The organism is Sphingomonas larreae (assembly GCF_051400595.1).
In the GTDB taxonomy this organism is placed as follows: Bacteria; Pseudomonadota; Alphaproteobacteria; order Sphingomonadales; family Sphingomonadaceae; genus Sphingomonas.
The window spans coordinates 25274-47088 of record NZ_JBLFFI010000008.1 but is presented as its reverse complement, the minus strand read 5'-3'; the positions used below and the strand labels follow the sequence as shown (position 1 = coordinate 47088).

Sequence of the window (21815 nt, the reverse complement as noted above, 5' to 3'; positions counted from 1 at the left end):
ACCGCTGCTGCGAGGCATCGTTCCGATCGCGCCGCGAACGTCCAACGTAGGTAAGTGGCGGAAAGCGGGCACCTTTGGCCCGGACGAGGGTTCTACCTTAACAAATCGTCAGGAAGAGGACCCATGGGCAGGCTGTTGGTAGTGTCGAATAGAGTCGCGCAAGTCGAGGGGCGCGGTCAGGCATCCAAGGGTGGGCTCGCCATGGCGCTATCCGCTGCGCTTCGCGAGCACGGTGGCCTGTGGTTCGGGTGGAGCGGCAAGGCGGCAGACAAACCGACAGCGGCGGCCAGCGTGCGGCATCACGACGGCATCGACATCGCCACAATCGACCTCGCTCCGCAGGATGTGGAGGAGTATTACGACGGCTTCGCTAATCGGACCTTGTGGCCGCTTTGCCACTATCGAACCGACCTGATTGTTCATGAGCGCTCGTTCGCGACGGCATACCGACGAGTTAATGAGCGTTTCGCTGATGCGCTGATCCCGCTGCTGCAAAACGACGACACGCTGTGGGTGCATGACTACCACCTCATTCCGCTCGCTCGTGCGTTGCGTGAGCGCGGCGCGCGCAATCGCATCGGCTTCTTCCTCCACATTCCGTGGCCGGCCCGACAGGTTCTTTCCACTCTGCCGCGCCATCACGAGCTAGTGCAGTCGATGTTCGACTATGACCTGCTGGGGTTCCAGACTGAGAGCTTCCTGGCCGCGTTCCAAGACTATGTCACCGACGAACTGAAGGGCGAGGTGAGGGACGATGGTTTGGTCACGGCGCTCGGCCGTGAAGTCCGGGCCAGCGCGTATCCGATCGGCCTCGACCTCGACGAGATGCGCGTTCTCGTCGCGTCAAAGGCAGCCCGCAATACTTGCGTCACAATGAAGGGAGTTGGGGATCGTAAGCTGCTGATCGGTGTTGACCGGATCGACTATTCCAAGGGTTTGCCCCAGAAGTTCGCCGCCTACGAACAATTCCTAATCGATCACCCTGAATGGCGCGATAGGTTAACACTGCTTCAGATCGGTCAGCCGAGCCGAACGGATGTCGACGCCTATCAGGCGCTGAACGACAGCCTGCTGTCAGAGGCCGGCCGGATCAACGGGGCGTTTGGAACATTGGATTGGAGCCCGCTCCGATATCGCGCCCAGTCAATGCCCCGGGACGTGCTGACCGGCGCTTATCGTGCGGCTTCGGTAGCGCTGGTCACTCCGCTTCAAGACGGAATGAATTTGGTGGCAAAAGAATATGTCGCCGCACAGGATGCGGAAGACCCGGGCGTTCTCATCCTCTCACGCTTCGCGGGGGCCGCGGCGCAGATGCGTGAAGCGTTGCTGGTGAATCCGAACAGCCGCGAGGATCTGGCCGACGCTATCTGCCGCGCGCTGGAGATGCCGCGGGCCGAACGGATTGCACGCTGGAAGGCGCTCTATGCGGGCGTGATCCGCGACGATCTGACGGCTTGGCGCGAGAGTTTCCTTAACGACCTGCTTCAGCAGAAGCCGACCGACCGAAAGGGTCGGGCGCGCGCGCCTGCGCTCGCTTGCTGAGGGGAAGCACCGCTAGGCGCAGCCGCTGATGCCTTAAGGACAGCGCCGTCTGACAAGCGCTGATCGAGGCCGCACAGGGGAACGCCGCGGCAGGCTGAGCGGGACGCCGGAGGCAGACAACATCGCTAGACTGACAACAACATTCGACCTGCACACAGGCTGGAGGGAACGTCCGCTTCAGGTACAGCTGAACGGAGCCGCTATGGAGCGTACAGTCTCAGCGATCTCGCTGGTGCGGGGCAGTCGCGCTAAGGCTGGTTCGCTGGCGCTGCGCGGCGTTCATCGCCTCGGTCCCGGTCAGGTCGATGACATGAACCGTCATGTTGCCGTGCCGTTGCTTGATCCGGCTGCCCGGGACGGAGCCAAATTCGTCGCGCACCGTGAAGCGGTCGATCCGGTACAGGCCGGGATCGCTGGCCGCGACATCAATGGGAACGTAGCGGCGTTGCCTCACCTGGCGCAGAATGCCGATCTCCCATTGCCCGAGCCCGGAGGTGCGCAGCACCTCTACTTCGGCGGTCCGGCCATTGGGGCGGATCCAGTAGCCGACGTCGGCGAACCGCACCGGATCGCTGTTGCCGCGATCGGAGGGGCTGGGAGTCGGATTGATGTCCTCGATCGCTGGCGCGAACAGCAGGGCCGGAGTCCGCGTCGCGGACTGACGCAGCCGCGCGGCGAGCGCATCCACCGCGCCACTATCGCCGCGCCTCACGGCGATGCGCGCGAGCAGGATGTCTCGTAAGTCGGCGACGTCACCCGGATCGCGGCCGGCCAGCGCGACCGCATTGGCGATCAGCCGCTCGGCGTCCCTCGTTCGATCGCGCGCCAACGCCAGCCACGCGCGGCGGAAGACCGCACCTACTGCGATAGCGCGGTGCCCGCCAGCGGTGGCAAGGCGTTCGACCTTGCGGTAGAGGCCGTCGGCGACCCCGGGCATACGCAACCCAATCATGTCGTCGGCAAGCTGGAGTTCCTCAATCAGCGTAGTTGGGTTGTCGATCCCGAGATGCGTTCGCAGCACCTCGACATCGCTACGCGCGGCGTTCCTCCACAATGTGGTGTTGCCATTGTGTTCGGCGACCGTCGCCAGCGTCGCGTAGAGGCTAGACACCGGACCGGGCATTGTCGCGGCATAGCCACGATTGCGGTGAATGGCGCGTTGCAGCGTTCGTCGTGCATCATCGTAGCGCCCGCCCGTGAACTGCTCAACTGATGCCTGCAGCGCGGCCTCGACCTCCTGCGCGGGCGGGCAGTGCCGCGCCAGGCACTCGGCCAGATCGCTCTCCGCCTGCCGTCCAATGACGACGACCTCGCGCGAGCCCTTAGGTGGGGCGGCGGAGGGAGTAGCCTGCGTCAGCACGAGCAGGATTGGGACAAGCATAAGGGAAAGGTCACGCCGAAAAAGGAACCTGTCAAGCGATGGATCTCTTCGCTGATGAGAGGATCCAACTCAGGACCGGATGCACTCGGGGAAGGCGCTCGAACACGCCGGTGGGCTGTGCGGTGCGCGCGGGCTCGTCGTTGTTGCGCTTGGCGTGGTGCGGTCGAGCCCGCTGGATGGTGCGAGTCAGCGCCAGCGCGGCGCCGGTTGCTCGGGCGTCCTCGCTTGCGCGACACCAAGCCGGGCTCGAGCTTACTGTTCCGGCCAAGCCTGATGAACTAAGCGCGATGGAACACGTCGTTTCTTCTAGAACGTGACATCAGGCGGATCGTTGATGCAGGACCTCGAACCACTTTTGATCTTCACGCGGGTCGCGGACATGGGCAGCTTCACCCGCGCCGCCGACAGTCTGGGCATCTCCAAGGGACGTGCCTCCACCGTGGTCCGCGACTTGGAGTTGGCTGTTGGCGCCAGGCTGCTGCACCGAACGACGCGCAGCGTGCAATTGACGGAGGACGGGCGAGCCTTTCACGGCCGGGCCCGGGACCTGCTGGCCGAAGCCGATGATCTGCATTCGATGTTTGCAGGGGACCACGCCGGCTTGCGCGGTCGCCTCCGGGTCGACCTGCCAACGGAAGTAGCGCGCACGGCGATTTTACCAGTCCTGCCGACGTTCATGACAGCTTACCCCGATCTCGAACTGGAGCTGTCGAGCACCGATCGGCAAGTCGATTTGGTGCAGGAGGGCTTCGACTGTGTCCTGCGGATCGGCCCAATCGGCGACGAGAGGCTGGTAGCGCGCCCACTCGGCAAGCTTCTCATGGTCAATGCGGCAAGTCCCGCTTACCTCGCAAGCCTCGGGATTCCACAGTCGATTGCAGACCTTACGCGGCAGGAACACCGGACGATCCACTACAGCCGCACGCTTGGCGCCAAGCGCTATGGTTGGGAATATCCGGACGGCAATGGCGGCTACGCGACGGTGCCTCTGCCCGGCGCGTTGCACGTCAACAGCGTGCAAACCTATGAAGCTGCCGGTCTCGCGGGCCTCGGCTTGATCCAGGCCGCGCTGCTGGGCGTGCGTCACCACCTCGAGAGCGGAGCGCTGGTCGAGGTTCTGCCCGACCTTCGCCCCGAGCCGCTCGACATGACGCTCGTGGTCGCTCACCGGGGCAACCTCTCGCGCCGTGTCCGCACCTTTATCACTTGGGCGGCGACGGTCCTGTCACCCTATTTAGCCTGACGCACAACAAGCGAGAGGCTCCTATCGAGCTAATGCAATTCGCGGGTCGTGCTCCCTGCCTTTCACTACGAGGCTGCATGCAAACCGACTTTGGGTCCTCCGTCCCGAGGGTGGCAAGCGCCGCAACCATATAGAGTCGTTTAACTACCGTGGCGATCAGCCGCTCGCGTTGCGAGCGGCTGATCGCCTTGCATTAGTGCTCGGACTAGAAGCGCAGTTGCGCGCCGGCGTAGAAGCGGCGCCCGACCGGATCATAGATGTCAGCTGCGGTGGTGGTGCCGGTTATGGTGCCGTAGTAGACCGTGTCCTCCAGCTTCGGAGGCTTGCGGTCGAACAGGTTGTTCACGCCAACGAAGAACTCCATTGACGAAGTTTCGCCAGCGCGCGCGCGCACCTGCACGTCGTGGTAGAAGTACGATTTAATACGATTGTGCCCACGGATGTCGTCGGCAAGCTCGATTGAGTCGGCATATTCCGCGAACTCGTCGCTTACCGTGTCGAGCATGGGGCTGAGATAAGTCGTGGTCCAATTGATGCTGTAAGGGCCTGCGCTGTACGTGGCCGTCGCGTTTACCTTATTGCGGAAGACGCCGCCGTACTCGAGGTTGCTCACGCCACTGTAGCGCGGCGCCGACGGGTCGGACTGCGTCTCATAGCTCAAGGTATGCGTGTAGAGCACGTTTAGGTCGAGCCGGTCCTCCGCAGCCAGGCCGAGCGCCCGGCCATAGGCGAAGTTCACGTCGATGCCGCGGGTCTTGGTCGCGGCCACGTTGATGTTCTGGGCGTTGACCGTCTGGATTCGACCGGTGTTGTTGCGGAGGACGTTGTCGCAGAACTGCGGCAGCCCGCTCAACAGGCACTGCTGGATCGACGTCGAGCGCGGTACGATGTCGATGGCATTCTCGAGCCGGATGTCGAAATAGTCCACGGTCAGGCTAAGGCCGCGGATCTGATCCGGCGCGATCACGGCGCCCAGCGTCAGGGTCTTGCCCTTTTCCTCGCTAAGGTTGCGATTGCCGCCGTTGAAGCCGTTGATGCTTTGGATGTCCGCCAGCGAGTAGGAGAAGGTCCCGCCGTTCTGCACCGCCGTGGCGATTGCCGGGATGGCACGGCACGCGGCTGCGTAGGTGCCGGTCGACGTTGCCGTCGTGCCGTCGCAGGGATCCTGCACCGACGGGAAGGTCTCAGAGGCTGACGAGAAGAGCTCTCCGATGTTAGGCGCACGGTTGGCGATGGCATAGAGGCCGCGGAAGCGCAGCCCGCGAACGGGCGAGTACTCGCCGCCCGCGTTCCAGCTGAAGACGTGTCCGATGGTCGAGTAATCAGAGTAGCGGGCTGCGCCTTGGATCGAAAGGGATTCCGCAAACGGCAGCCCCTTCAAGATCGGAATGTTGAGTTCGCCGAACGCTTCCTTGACGTTGAAGCTGCCAATCGTGTCCGGCGTCTGATTGCCAGAGTTCTGCCCGGCGTTGGTCAGCGCATCCCAGTCCTCGGTGCTCTTCTCGCGACGGTATTCCCCACCGACCGACACCTGCACGTCACCGTAGGGCAGGGTGAAAAGCGAACCGCTGACGTTTCCGGTGACCACGAACTGAGTGTTCTTGATGCGCACGGCGCGGGGCTCCGCCGCGAGGACGTACGCCGAAGCCTCAGGAGTCGCAGTGTTGTAGCCGAACAGGTTGATCGGTACGCAGCCGGCAGCCCGCGCCGCGGGATCGGCGCAGACGATGTTGCCGCTGCCGTCAGTGATCGCATTGACCGCTTGAGCATATCGGGTGATGTCGATGTCCTGACTGCTCGTGCGGTCACGCAGTTGGCCATAGACGGCGCTCAGCTCGTAGTTCCACTTCTCCGAGAGGTCCCCGCGCACGCCTCCGGCGATGCGGAACGTGTCGCGGTCGTTGCGATTGCTCCGGCTGAAGACCTCGTTCTGACGGCGGCGGAAGGCAATCGATGTCACGTCGTTGCTGGCGATGCCGTCGCTGTTGCGTGCGATGATCTGCTGCCTGATCGCGGCGGGCAGCAACGGATTGTCGATGTTATAGCCCGTACCAACGCCATCATTGATTGAGTCCAACGCCAGCGCCTCGATCTGCGAACTCGAACGCGTCTTAGCGTAGGTGCTCTCAAGGAAAAGCGTCGCACTATCAGCGACTTCATACTGCGCATTGAGCGAGCCGATGATCCGCTCGACCGGTGTGGTTATCCGCCGCACAGCGTTTCGATTGAAGCCGTATCCGGTTGGAAAACCAAGCTGTAGGCTGTTGTCAGGGTTGAAGGTGAAAAGGTTGCTGCCGAATCCGCCCGCGTTGGTCGACGCTGAAGCGCCATTGCGGAGTTCGAAACGGCCCTGCGGCGCATAGCTGCTGTATGACTGCGGGCCGCAGCCTGCTGCCGAGCAGTCCTCCGCTGAAATCGCGCGATTGCGCGAGAGCAGCCCTTCTTCCTTCGAGTAGGTGACGTTGGCCATGATCGAGCCGCGGCCGTCCGCCCCGAACTTCGTGCCGCCGCTAAGGCTTGCATTGTAAGTCGCGTTGTCGCCGCGATCTGTTATGCCGTATTGACCTCGAGCGATGATGCCGTCGATGTCCGTCCGCAGGATGTAGTTGACCACGCCCGCTATCGCGTCGGACCCATATACCGCCGAGGCGCCGCCGGTGACGACCTCAAACCGCTCGATGAAGTCTGCGGGGATGTTGTTGATGTCGACGATCGACGTGCCGGCGACGCCCGGCACGAAGCGACGACCGTTCACCAAGACGAGAGTCCGTGAATCACCCAGATTGCGCAGGTTGATCGTCGCGATGCCATTGCCGCTAGTTAGAAAATTGCTGTTTGCGCGGCTGAGACCAGGAATGCCGACCTGCGGCAGCTTCTGTAGCAAGTCCTGCGTGTTAACGATGCCCTGCGATTGGATCTGCTGCTGTCCGATCACGGCCACCGGAGAAGCCGACTCCAGATCGGGACGGCGAATGCGCGAGCCGGTGACGACGACGTCACCGGTGGGCTCCTCTGCACCGTTCGCATCAGTCTGTGCTGGTGCTGCGTCACCGCTCGCGGCGGTTTGCGCGGCCGCCAAGCCCGGAAGCGACACCATCGCCCCCATCAGTGCAGTGGCGGTGAGGAAGCGCGACAATCTCATGATCTTGGACCCCTTTTCATATTGCCGTCATGAAACCGGTCGCCGGCAGCCATTTCAAGCGCGCGCTGGCGATCCAGATGCCGAAAACAGGTCTTTTGATCACGACTGTGTCGTCAAAGGCACAGTTTTATGCATAAAAGACCCCGCTTCGCGCAACATTCGTTTCCCCGTGTTGGTCCACTCCAGCGCCCTTGTATGGGGTGTGTTGCTCGGCTAAGGCGCCGGGACGCGTGCGATCTTGCACGGGCGCTCACATCGAGCGCCAGTCGAGCTGCTATGTATGCGAGGGCGCTTAAACCATGAGTGCAGTGTACGGCTACATAAGCTCCATGCTGAGCCGCCAAGCAGTTGAACATGAAATTGTGTCGCTTGAGAGAGCTGGCGCTTCGGTTGTGTATTCTGAGTCCTCGTTTGAGGAATTTAATCTGAGGCCGGCGCTTGCTGACCTTATTAGCGACTGCACCTCGGACGACCTAGTGATAGTGATGCACCTAAATCGGCTTGGGTCTAAGACAGACCTTATAATTGAGACCGTTAGTTCAATTCTAAGCGCAGGCGCTCATCTTATTTCCCTTGGTGATGGCCTTGATACCAGGAAGGATAAAGGCATCGGAATGGCGTTTGCAGCATTAAATAGTGCCAGAGATCAGCTCATTGGCAAAGGTGAGCCTGGCTTGGCAGAGGCCTCTGCCAGGTCGCGCCGTCCGGTGGGAAGACCATCGGTCTCAAGCGCCAGGCTTCAATACGCTCTGAGCTTGGTTGCTAGAGGAGGGTCGTTCTCGGAGGCGGCAAGCCGAGTTGGATGCTCGGTCTCTACTATACATAGGTTCCACGCCGCAGCAAAACAAAGCTGAAGCGCAGAAGCGTGGTGTTTTGGTGGACCAGAGGAACAACGGAGAAAACAACGATAGCCGCTCGATATATTCGACAGAAAGCGTCAAAGCTTATGACTTAAAAGCACATCCGCCGGTGGCTGAATGCCTCCGCGAGGTTGGCAGGGGATGACCGCGACTGGTGGGGCGGCGATGCGAGCGTCGCCGACCGGCGGCTTGACGTGCCCCGCAAGTGGTTTCAGTCTCGCCGCAGGGCACAGGGAGTGCGGCAGATGAGCTTGAGGTATTTCGGTGCGCCGATAATCCTGCTGCTAACGGTCCCTGTGGCGCCCGCCCAGACGGTGCCCGCACAAAGCTTGCCGCCGTCGCGGCTGGTTGAAAATGTGGGTTTCTCCGGGTCGGAATGCGCGCGCTATGATGATCGAGCCGACGAATACCTGGTGGCCAATATGGGGCCGGCTCAAGGGCAGGGCTTCATCTCGCGCGTCTCCCCCAACGGGCAAGTGACCAATCTCAAATGGATCGAGGGAGGGCGCGATGGTGCCGTACTGGCTCGCCCCCTGGGACTCTTCATCAAGGGTGACATTGTCTATGTCGCCGATCCTACGGCGGTGCACATGTTCGACCGGCGGACGGGCGCGCCACGGGGGACAATCGCGGTCTCCGGTAGCGAGCGACTGAACGACCTGACCGTGGACGATGACGGTACCATCTACGTCACCGATTCCGGCAGTGATGCGGTGAGCGGCGCGCTTTGGGTGATCCGCGGCGGCCGTACAGCGCCGTGGGTCGCTCGTGACGATGCGCTCGAGCGTCCCAACGGAATCGCCCTGACGCATGCCGGTGAGATCGTTCACGGAGGCCGAGGTGTGAATCTGGTGTTCCGCGACAAGAACGGCAGGATCCGGCGCGAACGATCGCTGCCGGTCGGACGGATCGACGGCATCGTGCCGTTGGCCGACGGCAGCCTGCTTGTTGCGAGCCAAGACGGGCACGCCGTCTACCATGTTCCACCCACCGGACCGGCCAGGGCCGTTGCGAGCGACATCGCCGTACCGGCGGCGATCGGTTATGATCCGAAGCGCCATCGTCTGCTGGTGCCGCAGATCCGGCTCGCGTCGCTCGCGTTCTACAATCTACCCCGCTGAGAGGCAGATCCCTCCCGCTATCGGCCGCAATTCTACGGAACCCGCCTTTCGCACGGACGTCTCTGGGCATGGCTATGAACGAGACGGGTCTGGCAGCTTTCGACCGGGTGTGCGCCATGTTGTTGTTTGCCCTGCTTCCCAGCCCGGCGGCCGCCTGCACTCTCTGTCATTCGGCGCCGGCGATCTCGGTTCGAGAGCGCTTGCTGAGCCCTGATCTAGCGTCGAACCTGGCAGCCATCCTGCTGCCCGTCACCGCGCTGCTGGCGATCGTCGCGCTGGTCGCCCGTGACCCAGAAAGACCAACCTCGCTATGACCTCACGATCCCGCCCACTACTCGCGGCTGGCCTCGCGCTCGGGATCGGCATGGGCGGGTTTGTTGATGGCATCGTGTTTCACCAGATCCTGCAGCTGCACAACATGATGTCGGGTCGGATCGCGAACACCGACTACGTGGGCGCGAAAGTGAATATGGTCTGGGACGGTATCTTCCATGCCGGCGTCTGGACAATCACGGCCGCCGGCATTCTTCTGCTGTGGCGGGCCGGCAGGACCACGGGCGCGAACATGTCGGGGCGTCTTCTCGCTGGCTCGCTCCTGGCGGGATGGGGCCTGTTCAATCTCGTCGAGGGCGTGATCGATCACCACCTTCTTCAGCTCCATCACGTTTACGAGCCCCTAGGCCTTTCCATTTGGGACTATTTGTTCCTGCTGTGGGGCGCTGCGATGCTGGTGGGAGGAGGGATGCTTGCCCGTTCGCCGCGATAGCAGCTGACGGGCGCTCTTAATCATCACTCCGCCCGCCTCGTGGAGACGCCGGCGTACCGCTAGCCGGCTTTGCTGTAGGGCGGCGCTGTTACCCGCGATCGGCAGGCTTGGCCACGGCACCGGTGACCCAAGCGACAGCTCGCTTAGCAGTAAGTAGTGAGCGACGCCGGGCTCGTCCTGCGCCGCGACCATCAGCGTGCCCCTTCCTTGCCATATCGGAGATCGCCAAGCGGATTGACGCGCCGGCTATCGCGCAGCCTGACAAGGCGACGGGCGGATAGTGAACGAATGGCCGGTCCTGAAAAGCGCCGTAGTGCCGCGGAATGGCAGGAACTGGGTCGAACCGAGGGGCGACGCCTGGTGAGAAGGCGTCTGCTAGTTTTCGGCTACACGCATACGAAAGCGCACCGCCCTATTTGAAGGGTTGCTGTCGAGCGTTATCTGCTTGCCCGTCGCAATCTCAAGCGGTCGCTGCTTGGCAACCGCCTCTTACACCTGCCGCGGTGCGGGAAGGTCCGCGAAGGAAGGGAAGCTGCGCCGTCACAATTTCATGCCGGGGAGAGTGGTTCCTTGGCGTATGCGACGCCAAATTGAGGGCGTGGCGCACCGCCGCCTCTTGGTTCTCGGTTAGGCGTGCCATCGCGACGCTGCGCGGCGTCGCGGCGATCGCCGGCGGTCTGATCGGCCAGATGGTGCTCCGAAATGCCGTGCTGGTTCGCCAGCTCGTGCATGCGGTCGCGGATCTCGGGTATCCTCGTGCCTACCGCTCCGACGAACTCGGACCCGAGAGATCGTCCGGCGCGTTCGCTCTTCGAGCTTCACGCTCGAGGAGTTCGCCATGACCGATGATGATTGGAAACGCGCCACAGACTTCTACGGCCCGCGCGACGCGTATGCCCAAGCCAACGCTCTCGCCGACTCTGTCAGAAAATTTGCGGCCCTTACAGGCGAAGACCGCGAAGACGTGGTTGTGGAGGTTTCTGGTGACCTCGTCGATTTTCCCTACATCGGAAGAAAGCGACGTCTCTACTCCGCTGATTTGGAGGCTTTGGTGGCGATCAACCCCGAGCACCAAGATTAAGTCGTGGGCTCGAGACCAAGCTTGACGGTGGGCCACGCGATTGAAGTGTGGCGCAGTCACGCCGCCGGCGGTACCGCGAGCTTCACGCGCCCGACCTCCTGAGGGATGTAAGGATCCCCCGAATTTTGTTCAAAACAAAAGGCACGACGGCCGTACGCTGATCTCAGCATTTTGCCATACGGGCGGAGGTGCTGGTTGGGCTCGGACCCCCGCTGAAGGCGAGGAGTTGTGATCGACGAGGTTCAAGCTATCCTCGACGGCGACGGAGGCCACCTTGAGCAAGAAGACCATGCAGGAGAGTGCCGGCGCTATGGCGGCACCTGCAACCGCCGTCAGCAGCAGCGACCCGGACGTCGCCGACCTGGACGCGGAATACGAGCTGAAGCTCGACGTCGACCCGGCCCAACTCGACCCGCTTCTCGCTGCAGCACCGCTGAACAGCGACAGCGCGCTCGATCGCGAACAGCAATCGGTCTACTTCGACACGCCCAGCCAAGCGCTGCACAAGGCCGGCTTTTCGCTGCGCGTTCGCACGGTCGGTGAAAGACGGATCCAAACCATCAAGGCCGAGAGCGAGGCTGCGGCAGGCCTGTTCGTCCGACCGGAGTGGGAGCGCGAGGTCAGTAGTGATCAGCCAGTACTCGACGATGATGACGGTCCGCTTCGGCGCATGATCCCAGACGCCGATCTCGCACGCATTGAGCCTCTCTTCCGCGTCGTGGTGACCCGCAGGACCGTTCTGGTCGAGCGGACCGAGGCGGCCATTGAAGTCGTGCTCGACCGCGGAGAGGTACGTGCGGCGGAGCGCTCGGAGCCGGTCTGTGAGGTTGAACTGGAACTCAAAGGCGGCGACCCCGCTGCGCTGTTCGCCATCGCTCGGGAGCTGGACCGATCAGCTCCGGTACGGCTCGGTGTTCTTACCAAGTCGGAGCGCGGCTACAGGTTGGCCGCTGCTAATATGGACAAGCCGGTCAAGACTGGGCCGCTGCAGCTGCAATCAGGGATTTCGGCTGCGGCCGGCTTTCGCGCGATTGTGGGAACCTGTCTGCGTCAGTTCCGCCTCAACGAAGCAATCCTTACGCGAAGCGGGGATGCCCGCGCGCTCCACCAGGCACGGGTCGCCCTACGCCGGCTGCGCTCCGCCTTGTCGACTTTCAAGACCGTCGTTGCGGACGACCGGTACGATCATCTCCGTACCGAACTGCGCTGGATCGCAGGCGAGCTTGGTCATGCCCGCAACCTGGATGTCATGCTCGAGCGGCTCTCAGGTCGCGAGATCGTCGAGCCACTACGGGCGGCTCGCAAGGATGCGTATGCTGCCGTACAGATAGCCTTGGCGTCGACACGGGCACGCGCGCTGATGCTCGACTTGGCCGAATGGACAGCGATCGGTGCTTGGGCTTCGGACACCACTGATGCGGTGCGTGAGCGATCAATCGAATCGTTCGCCGCCGAGGCGCTCGAGAAGCACCGCCGGCGGCTCAAGCGGCTTGGGCGCGGGCTCGAGTTGGTGAGCGACGACCGGCGGCACGAAGCCCGCATCGAGGCAAAGAAGCTCCGTTATGCGACCGAGTTCTTCGCAAATCTGTTTCCCGGCAAGAAGCCGACGCGCCGGCACCAAGCGTTCCTCGCGGCCTTGGAGGCGCTGCAATCAGTTCTTGGCGATCTGAATGACCTAGCGACCGCTCCGATGGTGATCGCGAACCTGGCTCTGAATGGCACGCCAACCGCAAAGGCCCTTGAGCCCGATCTGTCGCGACGTCGTCCTTTGCTTGAGGAAGCGGCAAATTCCTATGCCGCATTGATGGACAGCAAGCGCTTCTGGCGCTGAGCAGCGTTAGCGGCCGTCCCTGGCGAGTGTCGTGCCGAGAATGCACGCGCGATCGGCAGCGCTCCTCACGGGTGAAATAGTCCCGCATTGGAGGACTCCTCCGCCGCGATTAGGGGCGCAATCGGGGCGGAGATCACGTCGTCTCTGGCAAGCCGGCCGAAAGGCCGATACGCCCGGAATTGATGGTCGACTGGCGGTGCAGGCGAACCGCTTCCTGCTCAACCTGGGCTCGGGCCGGCTTGTGGCGACCGACGAGTATCGCAACGCAAGCAGAACGTCGACTGCGCACAGGCGATGCGCCGATCGGGCTGGAACGTTCTTACGATCCACTATCGTGGCGCATGGAGTGGTCCCGGCAGCTTCAGCTTCGCGCATTGTCTCGACGATGCCGAGGCGGCGCTCGCGTGGCTTCAGCAGAAAGGGCGTGAGGGCAGACTACGTATCGATCCGGCTAGAATCGCTCTGGTGGGCCACAGCATGGGTGGGTTCGTCGCGGCAAACGTGGCGTCCTCTCATCCGGAGGTTCTCGGCGCTGCGCTTCTGTCTGGCGTTGATCTAGGCGAGGCGTTTGGACAGGGAGCAGCCGCGACATCGGCGCGATCGACGCGAACGTCGGGGTCGGCGCCGGACTGCATATCCTTGCCGGCACCTCGCCGGGATCGCTAGCGCGAGAGGCGCGGGATCGCGCGAGCGACTGGGCGCTCAACTCCTATGCAGCGGCACTGCAAGCCCGGCCAGTCCTCCTGATCAGCTCCGACGATGGCTTCGCGCACGGAAGCGATGCGCTTGCCGGCGTAATCGAGGAACGCGGCGGCGCCCTGTTGCGATGCGCGCATATAGCCGACGATCACAGCTACTCGAACTCCGGGATCGTGCTTCAGGAGACGCTGCTTGATTGGCTTGGAGCATTCGAGAGTCGGCGTTAGCTCTCGTGCGCTGCAGCTTGGCCGCGTTAGAGGCGCCTCATCGGGAGCGTTCGGACCCCGCATAATCATCCTTGCCGCGGGTCGTAGCATTTGCCGTCGTGCCGCCGTTATCGCCGGCCTGCTCGCCACCATGGTACCCGATGTCGGTCTGCCCACCATGCCCCATGAAGCCACTGTTCGTCCCCGCCTTGCCAGACTTGGGATTGGGGTAGGCTCCGCCGCCACTCTCGCCGCCAGCTGATCGCCCCTGGATGTTGGCGCCCTCGGACCCGCTGGGTGACGCGGAGACACCGTCCGGCGCGCCCTTGTTGGTGCCGTAACCGCTGGCCTGGACAGTCGACTTGTTGGCGCCGGGGCTCGTGCCGCGGCGGTTCTTGTCAGCGTCCTTCGGTTGAGAGAACGTGGAGCGGAAGAATCGAGAAAGGAGTGCTCGTGCCGCCTCCATCGCCATCAGTCAGCGCCCGCATCAGGGTCGATGTCGCGGCCTGCCTTGGTCAGCTTCTCAGTTTTGTTTGGATCGTCATCATCGACCGCGTCCGCACCGGATTGCTGTCGATCTAAGGGCTTTCGATCGCCGTGGAGGTGCCGCTCGTCACCGTCCTGCGATGTACTAGCTTCGTCCTCCCCACCATCGGGATTGAAGGGCCGTGCTGCTGAAGCGGCGCCGCTTGGAGCTCGAGCGTCTGAATTGTCGATTGGCATGTCGGTTCTCCAATGATCATCAACGCGAATTATCCAGGTTTTGCTGCCAGAAAAAACATAGATCATGGCAAAACAGAAAAGCATGGCGGCAGATCAATGACCGGCTATTCACCTAAACAGACTTATTTGCTCATTTGCAATCTGGCGAAAGCTATCGGCTTCTCGCGCAAATTAAAGTTTACATCGGCGGCCACTTATCGAGCCGGGGCCGACCGACACGGGCTTCGGCGCAGCTTTGGATCGTGCGCCGGAAAGCGAGGTGTATGACGCCACGCCTGCGGGTGAGGTTCGACGTGCGATCGCCAGCGGCGACTTCACCTTGACCGGCGACGCCGATCGCACCGTGGCGGCGATGATCGAGGCTGGTGACATCGCGCAGCCAACAGCTCGGGTGACGCTTGGCGGTACCGCGTACATCAGTATCGAGAGGGCTCTCACGTCGCGGTTAGACGCGCTTCGTGCGCAGCGGGATGTTGCGTTCGCTGCAGACCGGTCGTGATGACCGCGCGCGCGACGGCGCTTGCGCTGACGCTTGCCGCCTCTGGGGGTTGCGCGGGCCAGGGTGCGAGTTCGTCAAACGAGCCGGTCGGCACGTGGCGGATGATCTCGGCGACCTTGGAAGAGGATGGACGCGAGACGCGGCCCTACGGACTTCAGCCGGCCGGGATGCTGATCTTTACCCCGGATATGCACTTCGTGGAGGTCCTGACGAACTCGGAGACGCGGCGTTTCGCGTCGGGGCGGCGCGGCGAAGGTACCGACAGCGAGAACCGGGAGGCGATGGCAACGGAATTGGCTTCTATGGCGCTTACTCCGTCCACGGAAACGGGACATTCTCCGGCAACGTAGTGGAGGGCGCGACCTTTCCGAATTGGGTCGGAAGCGTGCGGACGACCCATGAGCTCTTACTTGAGGTTCGGAGCTCCCGGCTGACCGAGACGTTCACGCGGCCAGGTGGTGGCGTGCTGCGCGCCGCGTTCGTCCGGGTAAGAGCGCCTGCTGGTGCGCGGAACACCTGAAAGGCTCGAGCGCCAAGATGAACGGGCGGTGGAAGTTGGGCGCGAGCAGATGGCTTTGAATGACCGCAACTGGGTCATCCAACGCGGGTACTCAGTTATGGCTTCGTCGAGAAAGGTCTAAGCGGAGCGACCCGGCGCTGCTGCTCCGAGGACCCGGGGAGGAAGGATGACTGTCTTGCTCGAAGAACGGCCTCGTTTTTCCTTGGTTGAGGCGCCGACGCCGGTCCAGCGCTTGAGGCGGCTTGAGGAGGCTCTGGGACGTCGGGATTGCCCGCCAATCTACGTCAAACGCGACGACCTGATGGGCCTTGGCGTGGGCGGCAACAAGCTCCGGAAGCTCGAGTTCCTGATCGGCGAGGCGCTGGAACAGGACTGCGACACCTTCATCACCACGGGTGCCCGGCAATCGAACCACGCGCGGCTGAGCGCGGCCGCCGCAGCGCGCGCGGGTTTGGCTTGCGAGCTGGTGCTGACCGATACCGTCGCGCGGGATGACGAGGCCTACCGGCGCAACGGAAATGTGCTGCTCGACGACCTGTTCGGCGCGATCGTCCATCGAAGGTCAGGCGGTGTCGACGCCCTTGAGATTGCCCGGGAGCGCGCCGCACAGCTCGCGGCGGCCGGGCGCCGCGCCTATGTCGTGGGTGCGGGCGGGTCGTCGCCGCTCGGCTGCCTCGGCTATGCGGTGTGCGCGCAGGAAATCATCGCACAGGAACAAGCGGCCGGGCTCCGTTTCTCTCGCATCGTGGTGCCGAACGGCAGCTCCGGCACTCACGCGGGGCTTGCCGCCGGGCTCAAGGCCGCAGGCGACGAGGCATCGCGAGTACAATCCTTCACCGTCCTCGCCCAAATCCGAGAGGCAAGGGAGACCACTGCCCGGTTGGCGACCGGGACGTTGGCGTTGCTTGATCCGGCAAGCGTTTTCGCCGAAGGCGAGATCGCCGTCGCAGACGGCCAGCTTGGCGACGGCTATGGCGTGCCCACTGCTGGCATGTTCGAAGCCGTACGACTCGTCGCACGCACGGAAGGGCTTCTGCTCGACCCAGTCTATGGCGGAAAGGCGTTCGCAGGCCTGATCGCCGCTATACGTGGCGGTGCGTGGACTGGCGGCCCCGTATTGTTCATCATGACGGGCGGCCTACCCGGCCTGTTCGCCTATGAGACGGCCTTCAGAACTGCTGATGTCCAACCTGCCTGACCGCATACCCAGCATACATGGACGAGTGGCCGATGTCGGTGCGCGGAACGGCCGCAACTGAGTCTCCTCTCGGGGAGACACGCGTCTAACCGGGAACAGCCTGTGCGATAGCCATGCCGGCGAGGCGGGCGGTTGCCAGCAGTTGATCTAATCCGTGTCCGGCACGGGCTTTAGCGGAGAGCCCGGACATGGTCGTGCTGACGAAATCGGTCAACTGCTCAGCTTTGTCAGGACAGCGAGCCGCAACATAGTCTCGGATCACCCCTTCGGCAGCTAGATTGTACGCTAGCGCCGCCTCGCGGGCTTGCTGGTCATCGCAGCGCACGCCTTCGAGAACGAGGCACCCGGCCGCATCCGGATCAGCGGCATAGTTCCTTGCGGCTTCCTCCAGAACGGCGGCAAGGCAGTCCTTAACCGGGCGATCGTCGCGCAGCAAGGCGGCCAGCGGGACGGCACTGCCGCTGTTATAACGTGTGAGCACGCGGGCATAGAGGCCGGCCTTGCTACCGAAAGCGGCGTAGAAGCTCGGCGGATTGATTCCGAGCGCAGCGGTCACGTCAGCGACGCTGACCGCATCGTAGCCGCGGGCGTGGAACAGCCTTTGGGCCGTAGCGACCGCCTCCGCTGGATCGAAGCGGCGCGGGCGACCCCGGCTCCGCTGCTTATCTGTAGTCACTCGTACAGAAATCCTTGACGATGCTGATTGGCTATTTATGTAGCGTATCGTAAAGTGAACCTCAAGGATGACGACATGGCTGCGTTTCAGGGAAAATCTGTTCTGGTTCTTGGCGGAAGCCGGGGAATCGGAGCGGCTATCGTGCGGCGTTTCGCCACGGCTGGCGCCCAAGTGACCTTCACCTACGCCGGCTCGCGTGAGGCGGCCGAGCGGCTGGCCGCCGAGACGGGCAGCACGGCAGTGCAGACTGATAGCGCCGATCGTGACGCCGTGATCGCGAGGGTCCGGGACAGCGGTCCGCTAGACGTGCTGGTCGTGAACTCTGGCTTTGCACTCTTCGGCGATGCGCTCGAGCAAGATCCGGACGAGGTCGATCGCCTGTTCAGGGTCAACGTGCACGCCCCCTACCATGCCTCGGTCGAGGCAGCCCGGCAGATGCCTGAAGGCGGGCGGATCATCGTGATCGGGTCGGTGAACGGCGACAGGATGCCCGTACCTGGCATGGCGTCCTACGCGCTCAGTAAGTCGGCGTTGCAGGGCATGGCCCGCGGTTTGGCGCGTGATTTTGGGCCTCGCGGGATTACGATCAACGTCGTGCAACCCGGCCCGATCGATACCGACGCGAACCCGGAGAACGGGCCAATGAAGGATCTGATGCACGGCTTTATGGCGATCAAGCGCCACGGTCGGCCCGAGGAGATCGCAGGCATGGTGGCGTGGCTGGCCGGGCCAGAAGCTAGCTTCGTCACTGGCGCAATGCACACCATCGACGGTGCGTTCGGAGCCTGAGATCGCGTGGCCACCATCGGCATCATCGGCGCAGGCGAGGTGGGCAGCCACATCGCCCGCGCCGCGATCGCAAGCGGCTATTCGGTCGTGATTGCGAATTCGCGAGGACCGGAGACTTTGACGGATCTGATCGAACGACTGGGCCCGGCTGCGCGGGCAGCGACTGCAGCGGAGGCTGCAGCCGCGGGCGACTTCGTGATTGTCGCCGTGCCACTCAAGCCGGTCAACGACATGCCGGATCAGGCGTTGGCCGGAAAGGTCGTGATCGACACCAACAACTACATGCCTTGGCGCGACGGGGATTATCCCATCGTGGACTCGGGCGAGAAGACGGAGCACGAGCTCCGCCAAGAACAGTTGCCCGCCTCTATGGTGGTCAAGGCGTTCACGCACATCCAGGCACCGCGCATTCTGACTTGGGGACGGGCACCCGGATCGCCCGACCGACTGGCGCTGTCTGCGTCAAGCGACTTCCCCGAGGCCATAGCCGTCGTGGCGCGCCTTTACGATCAGTTCGGTTTCGACATCGTCGACAACAGCCCGCTCAGCGAGTCTTGGCGCACACGCCCTGGCCAGCCCGCATGGAAGGAGAGTGCGCAGACCCGCTCCGAGCTCTTCGCCAACCTGGCAAGTGCCCGCCGTGAACCAGGGTAAGCACGCGTGTGCTGTGGCTTCGGATGGCATCTGGATCATGCTCGTCGTCAAAGTGCGCGTAGGGAGAGGTCAACTGTGTACTACGCCCGAGAAGGCGACCAATCGAGGGCAAGGTTTCCTTTCTCATGGCCGCGTGGCTGGCGTTCGGTGTGCTGCCAATTCGCCACATGGTACGCACTTATCTGGTCCGCATATCATGCTTCGACGGCGACCTGATTATCCCTTTTCTGCAGGGACTTAGGCGCGCGGGACAGCGCGCCTAAACACCCTCCTGTTCGCTCATCAAAGCGGCACGTTCTCCGTTTGCCCCGCTTTGGGGACCAAATAGCGATCACAGGAAGCCGAACCGTGCGCGATTGCGTCAGGCGATTGAAGCCCGAATTGCCGGGCTTTTGCTGCCGCCGCGACGAGGCAAATCCAGAGCCTTTCGACGCTTTCAGGAAGCGACTGACACACTGCTGGGAAGCTAGCACCTAGGAGCCACTCGGAGGGCGAGAGCACCACGCCCGAACGGCGCTTTCTCAAGCCGGCTTTGTCGCGACAAGCGACGCTATTCGGACCCTGGCTGCCGACCGCAATTCGCGATTGACGACGTTTGCGAAACCCGGATCTAGCGTCGCGCGGTTCCAAGCTCAATGATCCTCAAAGTCCGGTGCTGCGTTACTTTCACCTGCGGTAAGCAGCACGTGCCGGGGATGGGGAACCGTCTCCAGCGTCGTATCGCGATCGATCTCCATCAGCGGTTTGATGCGGCCGTCACGAATGTCGTAGACCCAGCCGTGCAACCACAAATCCTGCTTCTGGGCAAATGCCCTCTGCACGATGGCAGTGCGCGCGAGATTGACAAGTTGGTCCCGCACGTTGAACTCAACCAGCCGATTAATCTTGGCTTCGGGCGTCGCCTGCCTTCCCAACTCTTCCCAGTGATCACTCGCAACGTTGCGCGCGGTTTGGAGCCAAGTGTCGACAAAACCACTTGTGCCGCCCTGGACTGCTGCCTTTACGCCGCCGCAGCCATAGTGCCCGCAGACGATTAGATGCTTAACGCCCAGCACGTCAACGCCATATTGCAGCACCGACATCAAATTGAGGTCGTCCTCGTTGACTAGATTGGCGATATTGCGGTGGAGGAACATACCACCCGGTGGTGACATCGTCATCTGTTCCGGGCTGACACGGCTGTCGGAGCAGCCGATCCACAGGAACTCGGGCTTCTGGCCGTGTGCCTGGCGCTCGAAAAAATCGGATTTCTCCTCCACCAGTTCAAGCGCCCAAGCTCGGTTTGCTAGCAGTAGCTGCTTGTAGTTCCTCACGCGAAACGGACCTCCGAAATAGGCGCATTGATCAACGGCGCGCTGCGCTCCGCGATATCGCCACGAACTGTAACGCTGATGTCGCGGTATTTGGCGCCTTCAATAAAGGCATTGATTACCTCAACATTGTCGAGGTCCACATAATTTGTGGATGACAGATCAATTAGCAAGTTAGCGCTCGTGGGAACCTTGTCCAGCTTACTTTGAAGCTCGTATTTGTGTATAAAGTAGAGGTTGCGCCTGGCTCGGATCAGACAATCGGCCTCGTCGCACACGTAGGTGATCGCAGGCCGAAAGTTGCGCGCCACAACGAAGATGAAGCCCACCACCAGTCCGATCACGATCCCGATCAGTAGATCGGTGAACAGAATAGCCGCGCTTGTAATCACAAAAGGAAGGAATTGTGTCCAGCCCTGCCTATAGCGATCGATAAATAGCTTAGGCTTCGTTAATTTGTATCCTGTCGCGATCAGCACTGCGGCTAGTGCGGCGAGTGGTATAAAGTTCAGCAGGACGGGAATCAGCGCAACGCTCAGCAGCAGCCACAGGCCGTGAAGCATCGTTGAGGTTTTGCTTTGTCCGCCGGCATCGACGTTCGCGGACGAGCGGACGATCACCGATGTGATTGGCAATCCACCGATCAGGCCGGAGATGATGTTTCCGCCGCCCTGCGCCATGAGCTCCCAATTCTTCGGAGTGGTACGGCGCTTGGGGTCTAGAGCGTCGACGGCCTTTACGCTGAGCAAGGACTCTAGGCTGGCCACAATTGCCAGCGTGAGCGCAGTCGTCCAAACCGCGCCGTTATCGATCTGCGAGAAATCAGGCGTCGTAAAGAACGATGCAAACTTACCGGGCGTGGCGGCAACGGGAACCTGGACGAGGTGCGCGGCGCCTAGCTGCCAGCTCGGTCTCAATATGCCGAGCAGCGCATTGCCTCCCACCCCAATCAAAACCACAACAAGCGGGCCAGGCACGAAGCGCAACGGGCCACTCGTCGGACGCGCATTGTCCCACCAAAAAAGGAATGCGAGGCTGACCAGCGCGATCAGCATGGCACCCGGCGAGAGATGCTGACGAATGGCGGTAATGATCGCGGTGAACGTGTTACTCCCGTCGGCTTGGAAAAACTCGAAGCTGCCGTCGAAATCCCCTTGGTATCCAAGCGCGTGAGGCACCTGCTTGAGAATAAGGATTAAGCCTATCGCCGCCAGCATACCGGTGATTACTGAGAAGGGAACGAACTCAGCCGCGATACCTGAGCGGGTCGCAGCCAAAGCAATCTGCAGCACGCCAGCCAGCATCACGGCCAGCAGGAATGCCTCAAAGGATGGCAATCGCTCGATTGCGGCAAGAACGATAACGGTCAATCCCGCCGCAGGGCCGCTGACTGATAGGTGTGACCTCGATAGCGCGCCGACAACGATTCCGCCGACAATGCCGGCGATCACGCCCGAAAAGAGCGGCGCTCCGGACGCGAGTGCAATGCCAAGGCATAATGGCAGAGCCACTAGAAACACGACGATTGATGAAGGGAGATCGGCGCGCAGCGCCTGTAAGCGACGTAAAGCCAA

At 62.4% G+C, this 21815-nt stretch carries 22 protein-coding genes; 14 read left to right on the top strand and 8 right to left on the bottom strand.

All coding sequences use genetic code 11. The features are described from left to right. Positions 1 to 123 precede the first annotated feature (123 nt). Positions 124 to 1542, top strand: coding sequence for an alpha,alpha-trehalose-phosphate synthase (UDP-forming) (locus ACMGDM_RS18930; protein ID WP_436805686.1), 1419 nt, complete (start codon positions 124 to 126; stop codon positions 1540 to 1542). 217 nt (positions 1543 to 1759) lie between these two features. Here ACMGDM_RS18930 and ACMGDM_RS18925 read toward each other — a convergent pair whose 3' ends face one another. Then, complete coding sequence (locus ACMGDM_RS18925) at positions 1760 to 2923, bottom strand: hypothetical protein (RefSeq protein ID WP_436805685.1); 1164 nt, start codon at positions 2921 to 2923, stop codon at positions 1760 to 1762. Positions 2924 to 3257: 334 nt separating this feature from the next. Here ACMGDM_RS18925 and ACMGDM_RS18920 point away from each other — a divergent pair, with 334 nt between their 5' ends. Next, the gene (locus ACMGDM_RS18920) at positions 3258 to 4166 is read left to right on the top strand and encodes a LysR substrate-binding domain-containing protein (RefSeq protein ID WP_436805684.1); all 909 of its coding nucleotides are present in this window, start codon (positions 3258 to 3260) and stop codon (positions 4164 to 4166) included. 205 nt (positions 4167 to 4371) lie between these two features. On the opposite strand, the gene ACMGDM_RS18915 is transcribed toward ACMGDM_RS18920, so the two are convergent. After that, positions 4372 to 7302: a TonB-dependent receptor domain-containing protein gene (locus ACMGDM_RS18915; protein ID WP_436805683.1), complete on the bottom strand. Its 2931-nt coding sequence runs from the start codon at positions 7300 to 7302 to the stop codon at positions 4372 to 4374. A gap of 305 nt (positions 7303 to 7607) precedes the next feature. Here ACMGDM_RS18915 and ACMGDM_RS18910 point away from each other — a divergent pair, with 305 nt between their 5' ends. From ACMGDM_RS18910 to ACMGDM_RS18880, 7 genes are all read left to right on the top strand, one after another. Continuing rightward, positions 7608 to 8162, top strand: coding sequence for a recombinase family protein (locus ACMGDM_RS18910; RefSeq protein WP_436805682.1), 555 nt, complete (start codon positions 7608 to 7610; stop codon positions 8160 to 8162). A gap of 251 nt (positions 8163 to 8413) precedes the next feature. Next, complete coding sequence (locus tag ACMGDM_RS18905; RefSeq protein ID WP_436805681.1) at positions 8414 to 9289, top strand: SMP-30/gluconolactonase/LRE family protein; 876 nt, start codon at positions 8414 to 8416, stop codon at positions 9287 to 9289. Between the two features lie 68 nt (positions 9290 to 9357). After that, positions 9358 to 9603: a hypothetical protein gene (locus tag ACMGDM_RS18900; protein ID WP_436805680.1), complete on the top strand. Its 246-nt coding sequence runs from the start codon at positions 9358 to 9360 to the stop codon at positions 9601 to 9603. Beyond that, positions 9600 to 10055, top strand: a complete 456-nt coding sequence (locus tag ACMGDM_RS18895; RefSeq protein WP_436805679.1) for a DUF2243 domain-containing protein — start codon at positions 9600 to 9602, stop codon at positions 10053 to 10055. The genes ACMGDM_RS18900 and ACMGDM_RS18895 overlap by 4 nt, the downstream gene beginning before the upstream one ends. A gap of 838 nt (positions 10056 to 10893) precedes the next feature. Then, positions 10894 to 11136 (top strand): hypothetical protein, encoded by a 243-nt coding sequence (locus ACMGDM_RS18890; protein ID WP_436805678.1) that lies wholly within the window; start codon positions 10894 to 10896, stop codon positions 11134 to 11136. 274 nt (positions 11137 to 11410) lie between these two features. After that, positions 11411 to 12967 carry a CYTH and CHAD domain-containing protein gene (locus ACMGDM_RS18885; protein WP_436805677.1) on the top strand — a complete coding sequence of 519 codons (1557 nt, stop codon included), beginning with the start codon at positions 11411 to 11413 and terminating at the stop codon, positions 12965 to 12967. Between the two features lie 294 nt (positions 12968 to 13261). Then, positions 13262 to 13633, top strand: coding sequence for an alpha/beta hydrolase family protein (locus ACMGDM_RS18880; protein ID WP_436805676.1), 372 nt, complete (start codon positions 13262 to 13264; stop codon positions 13631 to 13633). Here the strand turns inward: ACMGDM_RS18880 and ACMGDM_RS18875 are convergent. From ACMGDM_RS18875 to ACMGDM_RS18865, 3 genes are all read right to left on the bottom strand, one after another. Next, positions 13630 to 13818, bottom strand: coding sequence for a hypothetical protein (locus ACMGDM_RS18875; RefSeq protein ID WP_436805675.1), 189 nt, complete (start codon positions 13816 to 13818; stop codon positions 13630 to 13632). The two genes, ACMGDM_RS18880 and ACMGDM_RS18875, sit on opposite strands and share 4 nt — an antisense overlap. Before the next feature lie 112 nt (positions 13819 to 13930). Then, positions 13931 to 14344: a hypothetical protein gene (locus ACMGDM_RS18870; protein ID WP_436805674.1), complete on the bottom strand. Its 414-nt coding sequence runs from the start codon at positions 14342 to 14344 to the stop codon at positions 13931 to 13933. Further along, entirely contained in the window at positions 14344 to 14661 is a 318-nt protein-coding gene (locus tag ACMGDM_RS18865) for a hypothetical protein (protein ID WP_436805673.1), read from the bottom strand. Before ACMGDM_RS18865 ends, ACMGDM_RS18870 begins: the two co-directional genes overlap by 1 nt. A gap of 193 nt (positions 14662 to 14854) precedes the next feature. Between ACMGDM_RS18865 and ACMGDM_RS18860 the strand changes: the two genes are divergently transcribed. From ACMGDM_RS18860 to ACMGDM_RS18850, 3 genes are all read left to right on the top strand, one after another. Then, the gene (locus ACMGDM_RS18860) at positions 14855 to 15094 is read left to right on the top strand and encodes a Rossmann-fold NAD(P)-binding domain-containing protein (protein WP_436805672.1); all 240 of its coding nucleotides are present in this window, start codon (positions 14855 to 14857) and stop codon (positions 15092 to 15094) included. Then, positions 15094 to 15444 carry a lipocalin-like domain-containing protein gene (locus ACMGDM_RS18855; RefSeq protein WP_436805671.1) on the top strand — a complete coding sequence of 117 codons (351 nt, stop codon included), beginning with the start codon at positions 15094 to 15096 and terminating at the stop codon, positions 15442 to 15444. The genes ACMGDM_RS18860 and ACMGDM_RS18855 overlap by 1 nt, the downstream gene beginning before the upstream one ends. Positions 15445 to 15780: 336 nt before the next feature. Continuing rightward, on the top strand, positions 15781 to 16812 hold the full coding sequence (locus ACMGDM_RS18850; RefSeq protein ID WP_436805670.1) for a D-cysteine desulfhydrase family protein: 1032 nt from the start codon (positions 15781 to 15783) through the stop codon (positions 16810 to 16812). Between the two features lie 85 nt (positions 16813 to 16897). Here ACMGDM_RS18850 and ACMGDM_RS18845 read toward each other — a convergent pair whose 3' ends face one another. Then, positions 16898 to 17488, bottom strand: a complete 591-nt coding sequence (locus tag ACMGDM_RS18845; protein ID WP_436805669.1) for a TetR/AcrR family transcriptional regulator — start codon at positions 17486 to 17488, stop codon at positions 16898 to 16900. Positions 17489 to 17563: 75 nt separating this feature from the next. Between ACMGDM_RS18845 and bdcA the strand changes: the two genes are divergently transcribed. Both bdcA and ACMGDM_RS18835 read left to right on the top strand, forming a co-directional pair. Further along, entirely contained in the window at positions 17564 to 18277 is a 714-nt protein-coding gene (bdcA, locus tag ACMGDM_RS18840; protein ID WP_436805741.1) for an SDR family oxidoreductase, read from the top strand. Between the two features lie 6 nt (positions 18278 to 18283). Next, a complete protein-coding gene (locus ACMGDM_RS18835; RefSeq protein WP_436805668.1) occupies positions 18284 to 18931 on the top strand; it encodes an NADPH-dependent F420 reductase in 648 nt (215 codons plus the stop codon). Positions 18932 to 19563: 632 nt separating this feature from the next. Here ACMGDM_RS18835 and ACMGDM_RS18830 read toward each other — a convergent pair. After that, positions 19564 to 20244 carry a carbonic anhydrase gene (locus tag ACMGDM_RS18830; RefSeq protein WP_436805667.1) on the bottom strand — a complete coding sequence of 227 codons (681 nt, stop codon included), beginning with the start codon at positions 20242 to 20244 and terminating at the stop codon, positions 19564 to 19566. Further along, positions 20241 to 21815 carry a SulP family inorganic anion transporter gene (locus ACMGDM_RS18825; protein WP_436805666.1) on the bottom strand — a complete coding sequence of 525 codons (1575 nt, stop codon included), beginning with the start codon at positions 21813 to 21815 and terminating at the stop codon, positions 20241 to 20243. Before ACMGDM_RS18825 ends, ACMGDM_RS18830 begins: the two co-directional genes overlap by 4 nt.

Coding starts and splice junctions, on each gene's coding strand:
- ACMGDM_RS18930 (WP_436805686.1), top strand. CDS start 124: ATGGGCAGGCTGTTGGTAGTGTCGAATAGAGTCGCGCAAGTCGAGGGG.
- ACMGDM_RS18925 (WP_436805685.1), bottom strand. CDS start 2,923: ATGCTTGTCCCAATCCTGCTCGTGCTGACGCAGGCTACTCCCTCCGCC.
- ACMGDM_RS18920 (WP_436805684.1), top strand. CDS start 3,258: ATGCAGGACCTCGAACCACTTTTGATCTTCACGCGGGTCGCGGACATG.
- ACMGDM_RS18910 (WP_436805682.1), top strand. CDS start 7,608: ATGAGTGCAGTGTACGGCTACATAAGCTCCATGCTGAGCCGCCAAGCA.
- ACMGDM_RS18905 (WP_436805681.1), top strand. CDS start 8,414: ATGAGCTTGAGGTATTTCGGTGCGCCGATAATCCTGCTGCTAACGGTC.
- ACMGDM_RS18900 (WP_436805680.1), top strand. CDS start 9,358: ATGGCTATGAACGAGACGGGTCTGGCAGCTTTCGACCGGGTGTGCGCC.
- ACMGDM_RS18895 (WP_436805679.1), top strand. CDS start 9,600: ATGACCTCACGATCCCGCCCACTACTCGCGGCTGGCCTCGCGCTCGGG.
- ACMGDM_RS18890 (WP_436805678.1), top strand. CDS start 10,894: ATGACCGATGATGATTGGAAACGCGCCACAGACTTCTACGGCCCGCGC.
- ACMGDM_RS18880 (WP_436805676.1), top strand. CDS start 13,262: ATGCGCCGATCGGGCTGGAACGTTCTTACGATCCACTATCGTGGCGCA.
- ACMGDM_RS18870 (WP_436805674.1), bottom strand. CDS start 14,344: ATGGCGATGGAGGCGGCACGAGCACTCCTTTCTCGATTCTTCCGCTCC.
- ACMGDM_RS18865 (WP_436805673.1), bottom strand. CDS start 14,661: ATGATCTATGTTTTTTCTGGCAGCAAAACCTGGATAATTCGCGTTGAT.
- ACMGDM_RS18855 (WP_436805671.1), top strand. CDS start 15,094: ATGACCGCGCGCGCGACGGCGCTTGCGCTGACGCTTGCCGCCTCTGGG.
- ACMGDM_RS18850 (WP_436805670.1), top strand. CDS start 15,781: ATGACTGTCTTGCTCGAAGAACGGCCTCGTTTTTCCTTGGTTGAGGCG.
- bdcA (WP_436805741.1), top strand. CDS start 17,564: ATGGCTGCGTTTCAGGGAAAATCTGTTCTGGTTCTTGGCGGAAGCCGG.